Annotated in this window: 14 protein-coding genes; 8 read left to right on the top strand and 6 right to left on the bottom strand. The window is 64.4% G+C overall.

The features are described 5' to 3' along the window. The first annotated feature begins 62 nt into the window (after window positions 1-62). The 5 genes from CHB96_RS30125 to CHB96_RS13005 all read left to right on the top strand — a co-directional run bounded on the left by CHB96_RS30125 (window position 63) and on the right by CHB96_RS13005 (window position 5404). Window positions 63-1241: a four-carbon acid sugar kinase family protein gene (locus tag CHB96_RS30125; RefSeq protein ID WP_089246825.1), complete on the top strand. Its 1179-nt coding sequence runs from the start codon at window positions 63-65 to the stop codon at window positions 1239-1241. After that, complete coding sequence (pdxA, locus tag CHB96_RS30120; protein WP_089246823.1) at window positions 1238-2251, top strand: 4-hydroxythreonine-4-phosphate dehydrogenase PdxA; 1014 nt, start codon at window positions 1238-1240, stop codon at window positions 2249-2251. Before CHB96_RS30125 ends, pdxA begins: the two co-directional genes overlap by 4 nt. A gap of 12 nt (window positions 2252-2263) precedes the next feature. Further along, complete coding sequence (locus CHB96_RS13015) at window positions 2264-3025, top strand: DeoR/GlpR family DNA-binding transcription regulator (RefSeq protein WP_089246821.1); 762 nt, start codon at window positions 2264-2266, stop codon at window positions 3023-3025. A gap of 49 nt (window positions 3026-3074) precedes the next feature. Further along, entirely contained in the window at window positions 3075-4241 is a 1167-nt protein-coding gene (locus tag CHB96_RS13010; protein ID WP_089246819.1) for an NAD(P)/FAD-dependent oxidoreductase, read from the top strand. Between the two features lie 68 nt (window positions 4242-4309). Continuing rightward, window positions 4310-5404 carry a hypothetical protein gene (locus tag CHB96_RS13005; RefSeq protein WP_089246817.1) on the top strand — a complete coding sequence of 365 codons (1095 nt, stop codon included), beginning with the start codon at window positions 4310-4312 and terminating at the stop codon, window positions 5402-5404. A gap of 43 nt (window positions 5405-5447) precedes the next feature. Here CHB96_RS13005 and CHB96_RS13000 read toward each other — a convergent pair whose 3' ends face one another. Genes CHB96_RS13000 through CHB96_RS12985 form a run of 4 tightly spaced genes read right to left on the bottom strand, consistent with a single transcriptional unit; the run spans window position 5448 to window position 10432 of the window. After that, window positions 5448-6887 carry a GntP family permease gene (locus CHB96_RS13000; protein WP_089246815.1) on the bottom strand — a complete coding sequence of 480 codons (1440 nt, stop codon included), beginning with the start codon at window positions 6885-6887 and terminating at the stop codon, window positions 5448-5450. A 49-nt stretch (window positions 6888-6936) separates the two neighbouring features. After that, window positions 6937-7560, bottom strand: coding sequence for a bifunctional 4-hydroxy-2-oxoglutarate aldolase/2-dehydro-3-deoxy-phosphogluconate aldolase (locus tag CHB96_RS12995; RefSeq protein ID WP_089246813.1), 624 nt, complete (start codon window positions 7558-7560; stop codon window positions 6937-6939). Then, window positions 7557-9152 carry an N-acyl-D-amino-acid deacylase family protein gene (locus CHB96_RS12990; RefSeq protein ID WP_089247282.1) on the bottom strand — a complete coding sequence of 532 codons (1596 nt, stop codon included), beginning with the start codon at window positions 9150-9152 and terminating at the stop codon, window positions 7557-7559. The genes CHB96_RS12995 and CHB96_RS12990 overlap by 4 nt, the downstream gene beginning before the upstream one ends. Window positions 9153-9160: 8 nt before the next feature. Beyond that, a complete protein-coding gene (locus CHB96_RS12985) occupies window positions 9161-10432 on the bottom strand; it encodes an alanine racemase (RefSeq protein WP_245865605.1) in 1272 nt (423 codons plus the stop codon). A 126-nt stretch (window positions 10433-10558) separates the two neighbouring features. Here CHB96_RS12985 and CHB96_RS12980 point away from each other — a divergent pair, with 126 nt between their 5' ends. From CHB96_RS12980 to CHB96_RS12970, 3 genes are read left to right on the top strand one after another with little or no spacing between them, the layout of a single operon-like run. Beyond that, window positions 10559-11566, top strand: a complete 1008-nt coding sequence (locus tag CHB96_RS12980) for a sugar kinase (protein ID WP_245865602.1) — start codon at window positions 10559-10561, stop codon at window positions 11564-11566. Then, a complete protein-coding gene (locus CHB96_RS12975) occupies window positions 11563-12357 on the top strand; it encodes an IclR family transcriptional regulator (RefSeq protein WP_089246808.1) in 795 nt (264 codons plus the stop codon). Before CHB96_RS12980 ends, CHB96_RS12975 begins: the two co-directional genes overlap by 4 nt. Beyond that, window positions 12354-12755, top strand: coding sequence for a RidA family protein (locus tag CHB96_RS12970; protein WP_089246807.1), 402 nt, complete (start codon window positions 12354-12356; stop codon window positions 12753-12755). The genes CHB96_RS12975 and CHB96_RS12970 overlap by 4 nt, the downstream gene beginning before the upstream one ends. A 4-nt stretch (window positions 12756-12759) precedes the next feature. On the opposite strand, the gene CHB96_RS12965 is transcribed toward CHB96_RS12970, so the two are convergent. Both CHB96_RS12965 and CHB96_RS12960 read right to left on the bottom strand, forming a co-directional pair. Next, the gene (locus CHB96_RS12965; RefSeq protein ID WP_089246805.1) at window positions 12760-13890 is read right to left on the bottom strand and encodes a T3SS (YopN, CesT) and YbjN peptide-binding chaperone 1; all 1131 of its coding nucleotides are present in this window, start codon (window positions 13888-13890) and stop codon (window positions 12760-12762) included. Window positions 13891-13970: 80 nt separating this feature from the next. Continuing rightward, window positions 13971-15122 (bottom strand): alkaline phosphatase family protein, encoded by a 1152-nt coding sequence (locus tag CHB96_RS12960; protein ID WP_089246803.1) that lies wholly within the window; start codon window positions 15120-15122, stop codon window positions 13971-13973. Window positions 15123-15486: the final 364 nt, after the last annotated feature.

The raw sequence follows: 15486 nt of genomic DNA, 5'->3' as shown, positions 1-15486 counted from the left end.
GAAACACGCAAAAGTGTTACCTTTAGGTGCGCGAAAAGCGCAGAATTGGAGGGGAGGTTCCGATGAACGCACGTCCCGACCTCCTGATCCTTGCCGACGACCTGTCCGGGGCCGCGGAATGTGCAGCGGTCTTCCTGCGTCGAGAGGTCGACCTTGCGATCGACATCGACACTCTGCAATCCGAAGCCGACGTTCGTGTCGTCGATCTGGGCACGAGGATCATGTCCGGCGCCGACGCGTCCGCTCGCCTCGCCGCGACCCTCGACGGTCTGCCTGCACGCGTATCGGTGCTCAAGAAGATCGACTCGATGCTGCGCGGCAACATCGGACCCGAGGTCGAGGCGCTCGCCGCAACTGGTCCCGTCGTCGTAGCGGCTGCTCTTCCGGTCCTGAACAGGGTCGTCGTGGACGGCGTGCTGCATATCGACGACGTTCCCCTGCATCTGAGTGGCCGGTGGGGAATGGAACTCGCGACGCCGCCGAAGTCCGTCGGCGACATGTTCACCGGCGCAGCGACGGTGACGCTCGCTGCTGGTGTCGGTGAGTCGGAACTGCGAGCCGCGCTCGCATCCGGTGCCATCGCTGTGTGCGACGCGTCGACCGACGCCGACCTCGATGCAGTCGTCGCCGCGGCCTCGGCCGTGCCCGGTGTGCGACTCGTGGGCACGTCGGCACTGGCCGCAGCTGTTGCTCGAACGTTCCCCGAGGCGTCCACGGATACCTCGAACCGCGAACCCGCTCCCGCGCTCGTCGTGGTCGGAACTGCGGAAGCTGTTGCCGTCGAACAGGTTCGACGCCTCGAACGTGCCGGCGCCTGTCACGTCCAGGTCGACATCGACGACCTGGTGAATGCGCGTACCAATCCCGACACCGTCCGTTCGGCACTCGCCGACGGCGTCGCCGTTCTGACGGTGTCGGGTCCCGTGGATCCGAGCAGGGCAAGCTCGGTGGCCGCAGCCCTCGGCGACCTCGTCGCAGCGGTGGTGCGCGGACGCTCGGTCGGTCTCGTCCTTACCGGAGGCGAGACCGCCCGACGCGTCATCGACGCCCTCGGCGTCAGCACGATGGAACCGATCGCCGAGGTCCATCACGGGGCCGTGGTGTCCCGGACTCCCGACGGTTCCCTGATCGCCACGAGGCCCGGGAGCTTCGGCGATCACGACAGCTTGATCTCGATGAGCAATTACCTGCGTGGCATCGACAACTCGTTTCTTCTCTCTCACAGTGAGGCATTGGCATGACTACAGCACTCCCGCCCTACATCGCGGTGACCATGGGCGACGGCGCCGGAATCGGCCCCGAGGTGATCGTGCCCGCCATGATCGATCCGGCGACGCTGGAGCGGTGCCGTCCGGTCGTCATAGGGGACGCGAAGCGCCTGCGCCTCGCTGCCGAGGTGCTCGGTATCGACGTCGACATCGCGGTCGTCGACGCGGTGGCCGACGCCGAATTCACGCCGTCGCGCATCAATGTCATCGACCTCGATCTGCTGCCCGACGATCTTGCCTGGGGCGAGCTCTCGGCAGTCGCGGGAGATGCTGCGTACCAGTACATTCGGGTGGCCAGTGAGCTCGCGGTCCGCGGCGAGGTCCAGTCCATCTGCACGGCGCCCCTGAACAAGGAAGCACTCCACGCGGCGGGTCACATCTTCCCGGGACACACCGAACTGCTCGCGCACCTGACCGGCACGGAGGAGGTGTCGATGATGCTGTCGACGCCGAAGCTCAAGGTCATTCACGTCACGACGCACATCGGACTGCTCGACGCGGTCGCGAAGATCGAGCCGGGCCTGGTCGAGCGCACCATCAAGCGTGGACACGAAGCACTCGTGCGATCCGGTGTCGCGAACCCGAAGATCGGTGTCTGCGGCATCAACCCGCACGCCGGTGAGAACGGCCTGTTCGGCTACGGCGAAGAGGATCTGAAGATCGTTCCGGCCGTCGAGAAGCTGAAGTCCGAAGGCATCGACGCCGTCGGCCCGCTGCCCGCCGACACCGCGTTCTTCCTCGCCGGCCGCGGTGACTACGACCTGATCGTCGCGATGTACCACGACCAGGGGCACGGACCGGTGAAGGTGCTCGGCATCGAGGCGGGCGTCAACATCACCGTCGGGCTTCCCGTGATTCGCACGTCCGTCGATCACGGAACAGCTTTCGACATTGCAGGTAAAGGAATAGCCGAGGCCGGTAGCATGGTCGAGGCATTGCGGCAGGCTGCCGAATTGGCAACCAGCCCAGCGCTACTGAGCTGATGGGGGTAGGCGTTGAGGGAATCGGAGATCAGGCGCACTGAGATCGTTCGGCTGGCCAAGTCGGGGGGACTGACGAGCGTCGACGAGCTGTCCTCGTTGTTCGAGGTCACGGCGTCGACCATTCGGCGCGACCTCAACCACCTGACCGAGCGCGGTCTGCTCGCTCGAACCTACGGCGGCGCCATCGCCCTCGACGGGCATCACGAGGCGTCGATCAAGCAGCGGTCACTCGAGGGATACGACTCCAAGCGGGTGATCGCGGAGTGGGCAGCCGCGCAGGTGCAACCGGGGGAGACGGTGCTTCTCGATGCAGGCACCACCGTCGGTGCGATGGGCGAATTTCTGCGAGGCGCGTCGGACCTGACGGTCATCGCCGCGGGCTTGACCGCGCTCGAGGCGCTCGCCGACGCCGACTCGGTGCACGTCGAATGCATCGGCGGCACACTGCGGCATCTGAGCCAGGGGTTCGTCGGGCCTCTGGCCGAGGCGTCGCTGCAGCGGGTGTCGTTCGATCGCGCTTTCCTCGGCGCCGACGCAGTCACCGCCGAATTCGGAATCTGCGAGGCGGGATACGACCAGACTCGGCTGAAAGAGCTGATGATGGAGCGAGCAGGCAAGGTCTACGTGCTGGCGCATTCGACCAAGTTGGGCCAGAAGCCTTTTCACGCGTGGGCACCGATTCCACCGGGTACGACGCTCGTCACCGACGCGGGAGCGTCGCGCGAGCAGATCGAACCGTTCGAGAAGGCATCGATCGACGTCGTGATTGTCTGACGCGCATCCGGGGTAGGCAGCACCAGTTGTCTACTGCAAGGAGTGCACGATGCGTTATGACTACCTCATCGTCGGGGGCGGTATGGTCGCCGACAACGCAGCACGCGGTATCCGTGAGAAGGATACTTCGGGGACCATCGGAATTCTGAGCGCCGACACGGACGAGCCGTACACACGGCCGGCCTTGTCGAAGAAGCTGTGGACGGACAAGGATTTCGGGCGCGATCAGGTTCCGCTGAACACGGTGGCCGACACTGGAGCGGAGATACACAATTCGACGCGGGTCAGCTCGATCGACCGCGAAAAGCGCACCGTGACAACAGAATCCGGCGAATCCTACGAGTATGGTGAACTTCTGCTCGCGACCGGTGGCGCGCCCGTGCAACTCGACGTCGCGCCCAGTCCGCGCGTCATCTACTTCCGTACTTTCGCCGACTACCGCGCGCTGCGCGATCTGTCGAAGACCGCCTCGCACATCGCCGTCGTCGGCGGCGGATACATCGGGACCGAAATCGCGTCGGCGCTGTCGTTGAACGGGGTGAAGGTCACGCTCGTCACGTCCGACGACGTGCTCGGAAGTCACATGTTCCCCGAGGTCCTCGCCGCAGCATTCGACCAGGGCTTCACCGAACACGGCGTCACGGTCCGGCGCGGTGTGAAAGTGTCCTCCGGGGCCGAGGCGTCGGCGCGCGTGCAACTGCAACTCGACGACGGAACTTCCGTCGAGGCCGACGGCGTCGTCTTCGGTCTCGGAGTGCGTCCGAACGTCGAATTGGCCGAGGCTGCAGGACTGAAGGTCGACAACGGCGTCGTCGTCGACGAATTCCTGCGCACCGAGGATCCCCACGTCTACGCAGCGGGCGACGTCGCGAACTACCCGGACGCGATCCTCGGGCGTCGTCGAATCGAACACGTCGACAACGCCAACGAGATGGGTAAGGCCGTCGGACGGATCATGGCTGGAGGCACCGATCCCTACACCTACACCCCGTACTTCTACTCCGACGTCTACGACGACGGGTACCAGGCCGTCGGGACCGTCAGCACGTCGCTGAAGACGGTGGAGGACTGGAAGACCAAGCCCAAGGAAGGCGTCGTCTACTACGTGAACGACGCCGGTGCGGTGAACGGTGTCCTGATGTGGAACGTCTGGGAGGGGCTCGACGAGGCGAAGCAGCTGATCGCCGACGGCGCGAAGCCCCCAACGGGGGAGTAGACGGCGTTCGCGGCACGCGGCTCGCAAATCTGGGACAGTGGATGAGGTCGAAGACCCAGGAGCCGAAGATGACCGAACATCCCGCACTCGGAAGTGACCGCGAACGCGTCGAAGAGAAGGTACGACAGTGGTGCGATGCCGGCCGCCTCGACGGGCGTCGGCCACCGTTGTCCGACGGTGCGGCCGTTGCCCTCGCCGCAGGCAGGCTGGACGAGTCGACCCGTGTGATCCTGGCTGCACGACGCCGCGCAGGAAAGACGTTCCCGTCGATCGGCGGATTCGCGGCCATACGAATACTCGCCGACGAGCGGGAGCGGTGGCTGGCGAAAGACACACGGAACAAGCCCGGATCGGCAGTCGTCTACCGTATGCGGGCTGCCGAGCTGGCCAAGCGTCTGGATCACCTACGCACCACGGTCGTCATGTCGAACAAGCATTACGCCAACGGCGTCAGGGCCGTCCGACGCGAACGACGCGACGGCCTACATCTCGACCTGGACCAACGAGACGCCCTGTTCGACGCTCTGCGCCACACTCCCGTTCCAAAAGCAGAAGCAGGAACCGTCGTCGAACGAACGGGATTGTCGGTCCTCGACTCGGCCGCCGATCGGGTGGCCGACGCGTCGAAGAACACTCGATTCCGAGAATTGGGCGATCGCGCGTCCAGTCTCATCGCGCAGTTCGCCGATCGACGCGACGACGTCTTCGCCGACAGATACGAGGCCCTGCTGTTCCTTGCCGGCGCGTCGTACGACCGCGTGCAGGCCTCACCCGCGTGGCGGTCCGAGCACTTCATGGTGCAGCGGACTCAGCTCGATCTCGCCGACGAGTTGACGCAGGTGGCCGTGGACGCCCACTCGCTGCACGAGATCAACGACGAACTCGACGGCATCGCCGCCATGATGTTCGACGACGCCACCCGCGATCAGGTCGCAACCCGACGGCGAGCTCTCGACGCGGTATGGGCGCAGTTGATCGACCGAGTTGCGGCGTTGGTGCGCGTCGCCGATCTGGTGACCCGGGCCGAGGGGGAGTTACGCACGATGGACGTGGTGCAGAAGGCGCACAGCCTCGACGATCGAATCGACGGCCTCGTGGCGCGGGCCGGGAACCGTGAATTGTCGGCAGACAATACGCATTTCGTGGGAGACCAACTGTCGTGAGTGAAAATGTATAGAGGGCTATACATTTTCACTCACGACGGGGTCAGGCGACGATCGCGAACAACACCGCCGCCACCGCGAAACTGACCACCGACAGGATCGTCTCGAGCACGGTCCACGTCTGCAGCGTCTGCTTGACGGTCATGTTGAAGAACTTGGCGATAATCCAGAAGCCGCCGTCGTTGACGTGGCTCAGAATGATCGACCCTGCGGCGATGGCCATCGCCACCAGCGCGGTCGCCATCGGCGAATAGTCCTGCGCCGCGACGAGCGGGCCGACGATGCCGCCCGTCGTCACAATGGCCACCGTCGCGGAACCCTGCGCGATGCGCAGCGCACAACTGATGACGTACGCGAGCACGATGATCGGCAGGCCGGCAGCGGCCATCGCGTCGGCAAGCGCGGTGCCGATTCCCGTCGCCGAGATGACCTTGCCGAAGAATGCGCCCGCGCCGACGACGAGAAGCAGCATGCCGACGGGTCGTAGTGATTCGCCCGTCAGTGTGCTCAGTTCCTGCACCGTCGACCCGCGGCGGATGCCGAGCACGTAGAACGCGATGAGGACGGCGATCAGCAATGCGACGGCAGGAGTGCCGAGGAAGGTCAGAACCTCGAGCAGGTTGCCCGGATCGAGCAGGATGCTGCCGAACGTCGCACCGAGAATGAGCACCAGTGGGACAGCGATGATGGCCCCGATGACTCCCACGGACGGGGGAGTGGTCACGACGGGGCGTTTCGTTGCGACAGATGTTCCGCCGCCCGCGCCGTCGCCGTTCTCGTCTTTGTCGTTGATGAAGTCCTCGGGCACGTCGACGATGACGCGCTTACCGATCCAATTGCCCCAGACCAGGCCTGCTGCAATGAAACCGGGGATGCCACAGACGAATCCCATGAGAATGAGCCAGCCGAGATTGACTTCCAACAGACCACCGAGCGCGACGGGCCCCGGGTGCGGCGGCAGGAACGCGTGCGTCATCGACAGGCCCGCGAGCATCGGAAGTGCGTACAGCACCAACGACTTTCCGCCTTGACGTGCGGCAACGTAGACCAACGGTGCGAGGACGAAGATGCCGATGTCGAAGAACACCGGGATACCGAAGATCAGTCCGAGCAGGCCCATGGCGATCGGGGCGCCGCGTTCGCCGAAGACACCGAGCAGCTTCGACGTCAATGCCTGTGCGCCGCCCGATCTTTCGAGAATGGCGCCGAGCACGGTTCCGAGGCCGATGATGACGGCGATGTGCCCGAGGATGCCGCCGAATCCGGTCTCGAGGAGCGACTCGTTGCTCTTGATCGCCGTACCGACGATCTCCGACACCGGTAGGCCGGCTGCGAGAGCCAGGCCGAGCCCGACGATCAGCAGCGCGACGAACGGTTCCAACTTGACCTTGATGATCACGACGAGAAGTACTGCGATGGCGAGGCCACACAGTACGAGAAGGCCAGGGGTCGACGTCCTGAGCCAATCGACGACGCTACTCATGGGTTGCCTTTCGATAGAGGCCTGTAGGTCAGGCCCTGAGGGGAGGAGCTCACTGCTTCGGGCCGAGTGATTCGACGAAACGTTGTGCACGCGACGCGATGTCGTCCCAATCGCTCGCTGCCACGCTGCCGGGAGGTACGACGTCGGTGCCCGCGGTGACGGCGACGGCACCGCTGTTCAGGAACTCGGCAGCGTTCGACGCGTTGACGCCTCCCGACGGCACGAGTCGCGCGTCCGGAAGTGGACCCAGTAGGTCCTTGAAGTGGGCAGGCCCGAGCGCGCGGGCGGGGAAGATCTTCACTGCGGCGGCGCCGAGATCGATCGCATCCATGACCTCGGTGGGTGTCAGCGCTCCCATCATGACGGGGATGCTGTGTGCTGCAGCGACTTCGGCGACTTTCGGGCGAAGACCAGGAGTGACGAGGAACTGTGCGCCCGCGTCGATCGCGGACCGAGCCTGCTCGTCGGTCAGAACCGTTCCTGCGCCGATGACGGCTCCCGACTCGGCGGCGGTCCGAAGCAGCTCCAGCACACCGGGTGTGGTGAACGTCAGCTCGACGGCACGAATCCCGCCGCGGGCCAACGCGTCGGCGAGGGCCGTGGGGTCGGAGATGGACGGGGCTCGTACGACAGCGAGCGCCCGGTCGTCGAGAATGGTCTGCAGTGCGTTCATGGTGCTCGTTTCAGAGAGTGTCCGGCGAGGTTGCCGGTGGGTTTGCCGTCGTCGATCGCCAGCGAGCCGTTGACGACGACATGCGAGATTCCGGCGGCTTGCTGCTTCGGTTTCTCGAAAGTGGCTGTGTCTCTCACGGTCTCGGGATCGAAGAGGACGAGGTCTGCGGCGTTGCCCTCGGCGATGGTTCCACGATCGGTCAAGCCCAGGCGCGCCGCGGGTCTGCCGGTGAGGTGATTGATGCAGTCCTCCAGGCCGAGGAGCTTCTCGTCGCGTACGTAGTGGCCGAGATACCGCGGGAACGTTCCCCAGGCGCGCGGATGCGGTCGCTCGCCGACGAGAATCGCATCGCTGCCGCCCATGTGGTGCGGATGGGCCATGATCGCGCGCACGTTCTCCTCGTGCCCGACGTGCTGCAAAATGGTCGTCGCGAGTTGGTCGCGCTGCAGGATGTCGAAGAACACGTCCACCGGCGCCTCGCCTCGGTCGGCGGCGATGTCGACCATCGTGCGCCCGACGTACTCGTCCAGTTCCGAGTTCGCGACACCACTGAGCTGAATGGTGTCCCATTCGACGGTGACGCCGTGGCAGCCGTCCGAGCCGTTGACATCGACGTCCTCGGTGATCCGCGCGCGCATGTCGGGATCCGCCATACGGGCCAGCGCCTGGTCCGGCCCACCCGACATAGCCCAACTCGGCAGCAGTGCCGACAGTGTCGTCGCGCCGGGGAGATAGGGATAAGTGTCCAGGGTGACGTCGCATCCATCGGCGATGGCCGCGTCGACCATGTCGAGGAATTCGCCTGCGCGGCCTCGATTCACACCGAAATTCATGGTCGCGTGGGTCAGGTGCAGTGCGCACCCGGTGTCACGGGCAAGATCGAGCATCTCCTTGTAGGCCTCGAGAGCACCTGCCCCGTAGGACCGCGTGTGCGGTGCATAGAAACCGCCGAACGTCGCGACCACCTCGCACAGTGCCCGAAGTTCGCTCGTATCCGCGTACATGCCGGGGGTGTAGGTCAACCCGCTCGACATCCCGACGGCGCCCTCGCTCAACCCCTGCGCGAGAAGCTCACGCATGTGGGCGATTTCGCGTGCCGTCGCCGGCCTCTGGTCTCCGCCGACCGCGAGGTAGCGGAGCGTGCCCTGAGGCACGAGATATGCAGCGTTCGGAGTGATCCCCTGGTCGAGGCGCGCCAGATACTCTGCGACGGAACGCCACGAGAAGTCCAGGTCCGACGGGTTCCCGTTCCACCCCGCGATCTGGCGACGCACGATGTCGAGGGTGGCGTCGTCGATCGGTGCGTAGGCGATGCCGTCCTGACCGATCACCTCGGTCGTCACACCTTGGCTGATCTTGGGGAAATGGCCGGGGTCGGTCAGCAGTCGCAGGTCGGAATGCGCATGCATGTCGATGAAGCCGGGCGACAACACATGCCCTGGGTGCGCGTCGACGATGCGGTCTGCATCACCGAGAACTCCTGGCGCGGAGACAGATTCGATTCGCCCGTTCTTCACGAGCACATCGCGTCGTACACGTGGGGAGCCGGTTCCATCGACGACGTCGGCGCCACGAATCAACAAGTCGGTCATCGTCATTCCTAGAAGAAGGTGTGGACGAGGTCGACGACGCGGGGATCGTCGGCATCGGCGTCGTCGATCACGGGTATCAGGCGCCACTTGTCGAACGCCGTACACGGATGAGACAGACCGAGCCGTACGACGGTTCCCACCGGCGCCGTGGCGTCGTCGTCGGGGAAGCGGAGGAAGGCGTGCTGATCGTTCAGTGCCGTGATCTCGGCGTCGTCGATCGACTGTGGCGTCGGCAGACCTTCGTCGAACGGCAGGTCGCGTTTGCCCGCGTCGAGTAGGGCAAGTCCCGATTCGGGCCGTGACACCACGCGCGCCCATCCGTGCATCGCCGACGTCAACGGATCTTCGGACCGGCTCGGGATCATCGGCGAAATCTGCGAGTAAAAACCGTCGTCGTGGATGATGTACGCGCCGGATCGCAGTACCACCGACGTGGGGACGCCGCGGTCGCCCTGCTCGTCGGCGAACGACGCCAATCGCTCGACGACGAGATCCTGATAGGCGCTGCCACCTGCGGTGATGATCGCCGCCCCGGAGTAGAGGCCTGCCGATTCGAGGTCCCGATGCAGCTGCCCGACGGCATCGAGATAGTTGCGTACCGCTGCCAGTCCCTTCTCGGAGCGGTCGTGGCTGAGGGCACCTTCGTAGCCGCCGACGCCGACCAGGTTCAACCGAGGTGATTGCGCGACGGCCTCCGCAACGGCCCGTGCCTCGTCTTTCGAGCGCGCCCCGGTGCGTCCGTGTTCACCACCGAGCTCGACGACGATGTCGACGGGCCTGGTCGCTCCGGCCTTGTCGAGGATGGCCGTCATCGCGCGAACGGTGTCGATACCGTCTGCCCAGCACGTGAATTCGAACTCCGAGTGCTCGTCGAGTTCACGCGCCAACCACGTGAGTCCTACGGGATCGACGAGAGCGTTGGCCAGCATGATGCGTTCGACGCCGAAACTGCGGGCAATCTGCGCCTGCCAGACGGTCGCCAAGGTGATCGCCCAGGCACCGGCTTCGAGCTGCCGCCGCCACAGCACGGGTGCCATCGTCGTCTTGCCATGCGGTGCGAGCTTGACGCCGGATTTGTCGGCCCACGCCGCCATGACGTCGACGTTGTGTCGCATCCGGCCGTCGTCCACCGTGAGTAGTGGTGTCTGGAACTGGCTGAGCCGCGGATGTTGTGCCAGGAATTCGTGTATTTCCTTGCCCCAGGCCGAAGGTGGAACCGACTTGTGTTCGGGCCCGAGCACTCGTGTGCCGAGGGCGTCGACGGCGTTCTTGTCGATCAAGGCGAAGACCTCCAGGTCTTGCTTCGCATGCGTTGCGTATTTTGCAACGCATGTTGCGCAAAATGTTTGTGGTTAGTAGTGTGCATCCAACAGGGGGAAAGTCGCAAGCATTCGAAGGAGATCGATGTGACGTCGCCGCGAGCGATCTGCGTCGGTGAGGGGTTGGCAGTTCTCGTAGCAGAACCGGGCCCACTCGAAAATTCCGACAGTTTCACCAGGTCAGCCGGTGGTGCGGAGGCCAATGTCGCGCGGGTGCTCGCCCAGTTGGGTGTGTCGTCGTCGTGGATTTCCAGGGTGGGCAACGACGGGTTCGGGCGCTACCTCCTGACTCAGCTCGACCGAGCGGGCGTCGATGTGTCGGCGGTGGTTCTCGACGACACTCGACCCACCGGGATGTATGTCAAACAACGCGGCGGGGGGACAGGCGCGGACTGGGACCTGCCCGACGGCGACAGCCGAATGACGTACTTCCGAACCGGTTCCGCCGCAAGCGCTTTGTCGCCCGACGATGTCGACGAGGGTGCCGCACGCGACCTGATTCGGTCCGCGGAGGTCGTGCACTTCTCGGGAATCACTGTCGCACTGTCGGAATCGGCGGAGCAGATGACACGTTCTCTTCTCGCTTGCGGCACCACCGTGAGCTTCGACCTCAACTATCGACCTGCGTTGTGGGCGAACAGGATCGAGGATGCGCCTCGTGTGCTCGCCGACCATGTGCGGGGGAGCGACGTCGTGCTGATGGGCGCGGACGAGGCGCGCGTCGTATTCGGAATCGACGACCCAGCCGAGCTCAGGGCGAAATTTCCCGAGCCGCGGCACCTCGTCGTCAAGAACGATGCGCATGTCGTGACGGCGTTCGACGGCGACGTGCGTGTCGACGTGCCAGCGCTCAGGCTCGCCGTTCTCGAACGAATCGGTGCAGGCGATGCGTTTGCCGGTGGCTTCCTCGGAGGCTTGTTGAACGGGGCGTCGCCGGTCGAGCGAGTCCGCCTGGGTCATCTGTGCGCGGCGGGAGCGTTGACGGCGCACGGGGACGTGGCGTCGATTCTCGACTCGTCGAGTCTTCTTTCGGCCGTGCGTCTTTCGGACAACGACTGGCGCAGTGTCGACTACGGGGAGTTGGTGGGTTCATGAGCCAAAGTCTGTCCCGTGCACTGACGATTCTCGGGTTGCTCGGCGCTGAAGGGCGTTCGCTCGATCAGCTCGCCACCGAACTCGGTGTGCACAAGACCACGGTGCTGCGTCTGCTGCGGACGATGGAAGCGGACAGATTCGTGCGACATGATTCGGATCACCGATACATGCTGGGATCGCGCTTCTTCGAGCTGGCCAACCATGCTCTCGAGCAGCGCGACGTGCGGACCGTCGCCCGGCCACATCTTGCGGCGCTCAATGCATCGACGGGTCAGACGATTCACCTCGCGACCTTCGAAGGCGGCGAGGCGGTCTACATCGACAAGTTCGATGCGAAACAGAGCGTGCGGATGTACTCGCGCGTCGGTAGGCCCGCTGCTTTGCACTGCACGGCAGTCGGCAAGGTATTGGTGTCCGCCAGACCCCGCGCGGAGCAGATAGAGATCGCCGAGGGCCTCACCTACACCCCGTTCACCGACAACACCATCGATACGGCCGACCGCTACCTGGCCGAACTCGAGCTCGTTGCACAGCAGGGTTATGCGGAAGACCACGAAGAACACGAGTCCTTCGTGAACTGTGTCGGAGTTCCCGTCCGGAACGGCGCAGGCGACACCGTGGCAGCAGTATCGATGTCCGTCCCTGACATGCTGCTCGACCACGCCCAGGTCTTGGCGACGTTGCCGGACGTTCTTGCCACCGCCGCGGCTATCTCAGCGGACCTCGGCTGGGGTCCTGCACCAGAAACTTCGACTCCCGAAGACAAGACGATCGTGAAAGGAAACCGATGAGCGAGAAGATCGCAGTTCGTACCGATGGAGCCCCCGCGCCGGCGCATACCTTCTCTCAGGGCGTTCGCAAGGGCCCCTTCGTACAGGTGTCCGGCCAGGGACCTGTGGACCCGAAGACCAGCGAGTATCTGTACCCAGGTGACGTCGCAGCGCAGACGACACGGACGCTCGAGAACGTGCGTGCCATCGTCGAGGCCAGCGGAGCGACGTTCGACGACGTCGTCATGCTGCGCGTCTACCTGACCAAGCGCGAGGACTTCTCGATCATGAACGACGCGTACGGCGAGTTCGTGCAGAAGTACACGAAGGGTGACGTTCTGCCCAGCCGTACCACTGTGTTCACCGGACTTCCTCGTGAAGAAATGCTGGTGGAGATCGACGCGGTGGCCATCGTCTGACCCTTCACGCGTTGTCGAAGAACGCGACGGTTCGAAGCACGAGGCGCAGTATGGACACTATTCGGTCCCATGGAACCGCCTCGGCTTCGCATTCGGACATCGTGTCGACATCGCCGCGCTCTTCGGCATCGCGGGCGCACTCACGCCAGGTCCTCGCCTGTTCGGAACAGAACGACTCGTATGAGGCGATCTTCTCTCGATCCGGTCCACACACCGAGACGACGACTTCGACGTCGACAGCTCCATCCGCCACGGAGTCGAGTTCCAACAGCGTCATGAGTTGGGGCGGTACGTCGTCGTTGTTGTCGCCCGCGTAGGTGACGGAGCCCGCCGCTGGTGCTGCGACCGCACCGCATGCGATTGCCCCTCCCATGTGGTCGGCGAACTGTTCGTCGACGCGCCCGACGAACTCGGCCACTCTGTGCAGCGCGTCGTCCAGATGCTGGGGGACGAAGGGGCTCGCATCGATACTGACCGTGACGTGCACTCGGTCGTCGACGAGAAGGAACTTCAGACGAGGGTGTCGACGATTGAGGTCGGACACCAATTCTGCGGCACGCGTGCGTCCTGAAATTCGCTCGACGATCGGAGCGTGCACACGCACTTCCGTGCGATCGGCGACATACACGTAGGCCGTGATCGTTCCGAGCGAGATAGCGAAGTTGCCATCCGGCGACACCTCGATGTCGCTCCCCGTGACTGCGCGCAAGCACTGACGCACGATGCGTTCGAGGTCGGATTCGTGGGCGGCGGTGACGCAGGATGTGGCGTCGTAATCGTCGGCGTCGCCCAGGCGCATCTCGGGGGCTCGGTCGAGGCCGGCCAGGAAGGCGGGGTGAACCACGTTCCAAGTGCCGCGCAGCTCGGCGACGGCCAGTGCCACCAGGTGGTCGACCCGTGCGGTCGACTTCTCGATGGTGCGCGTGTCCGACGCTGTCGTGATCGTGCACTCGATCGTGTCCGCCGACGTGCGGCGGAACCGTATTTCACGCGGCGGAGTTCCGGAAGGAGAAAACGCGGGATCCAGCACCACGTCGTCGCTGTCGTCGATCAAATGGTCTGCCAGCCGACTGGAGAAGGTCCGCCAGTCGTCATCGGTCGAGCGGTCCAGTTCCTCTGCCTCGAACGTCGACATCTTCTCCCCGTTTCTCGCCGCGAAAGGACTTTCCGAACGGGTGGGAAGGTAGCCGGGGGTACCGACAGGTTTTCCGACTGTCAGCGAAGCGGTCGCACGACCAGGGCGGGAACGAGCAGCTCCGCCGATGTCAGCGAGCCGTGATGGCCGTGAAGAACTGCGGCGATGGACTCGGCGTCGGCGCGCACGACGGCCGAACGATCGTTGGCGAGTGCCAGCAGGTCACCGATGCGGGCATACGCCACATCGGACACGGAGGGTCCGAACCACCCGCTGTCTAACGCCTCGTCTCTCGTGACGACGGTGAAACTCGCGCCGAGAGCCCCGCGCCACGCGTCGCTGACATCGGTCGTCGCGCCACGGCGGGTGTAGACGTATCTCATCCGTGCCTCGCCGCCGAGCTGCCGAACTCCAGCGCGGAGCGTGGGTGAGGAGTCGTAGTCGACGCGATCCCCGACCTCGACCATGCCGTGGTCGGAAACGACGACAAGCGCGCCATCCGGGGGAAGCTTATCGGCCAACGATTGTGCAAGACGATCCACTTGGCGCAGTTCGGCGCGCCAGGCTGGTGAAGCGGGGCCGCGGACATGCCCGACGAGATCGAGATCGCCGTAGTAGGCGTAGGCAAGGGTGGGGCCAGGCTCCGCGAATGCGTCGGCGACATTGCCGACGACGTCGCCTGCGGTGATCGATGTTCGGAACGACGCACCTCGTAAGGAGGCGCGTGTGAGTCCCGACCCGTTCTGCAGCGCCGGTCCGATGTGAAACATCGAGACGCCGGTGTCTCGTGCGTGTTCGAACGACGTCGCGTTCGGTTGGAATGTCTCGGGGACGAGATCCGGCGGGAGCTCGTCGGACGACGACGCGCCCTGCATCTTCCACTTGAGGGAGTTCATCAGCCCTTTGTGGCCGGGTGGCGAGACCAGATAACCGACTATCCCGTGTTGCCCCGGCGGTAGGCCGGTACCCAACGAACTCAGACTCGTCGCTGTCGTACTGGGGAAGCCGGCAGTGATGGTTCGAGACGTGCGCGAGGACAGGAATGGGGCATCCGAAGCATGAGCGTCGAGCTGATCGGCCCCGAGGCCGTCGACAACCAGCAGGCAGACGCGGCGTACACCGTCGAGATCGAAACCGATGGTGTCGTGCGAGTCCGGAACACCGAGATGAGCCAGCAACGACGGGACGACGTCGGCCAGAGAAGCCGATCCGTACTGCGGTTGGAGAAGCATGGGACCACCGTAAGGCCGAAGAGTGACGATCCGCAGACTGTTGTTAACAGTTTCAACTCGCTGACCAGGCGATTTGCAGAAGTGTTCTCGTTGGCGTAACTTTTGTCGAGTCAGAGCGACACGGACACCAACCCGAGCCGAGAGGCGCGGGACACGAGGTTGTACGAGGTTAGCACTGACGCCCCCGGATAAGGTGAGAAAGCCGCCGCGTCTGGGATACGAACGTGTAAGCCCCTGAGTAACTGCGCAAGCGGGAGCGACGGTGTGCACGTGTTCTTTGAGAACTCAACAGTGTGTCGATGAATGTCAGTGCCGAATGTTTTTGGTGCTCATGCCTTTTGGGGTGTGGGTGTGACATCTTCTG

Origin of the sequence: Rhodococcoides kyotonense (assembly GCF_900188125.1) — a bacterium.
Classification (GTDB): Bacteria; Actinomycetota; Actinomycetes; order Mycobacteriales; family Mycobacteriaceae; genus Rhodococcoides; species Rhodococcoides kyotonense.
The sequence above is the reverse complement of the archived record's forward strand: the minus strand, read 5'-3'. Positions and strand labels throughout refer to the sequence as shown.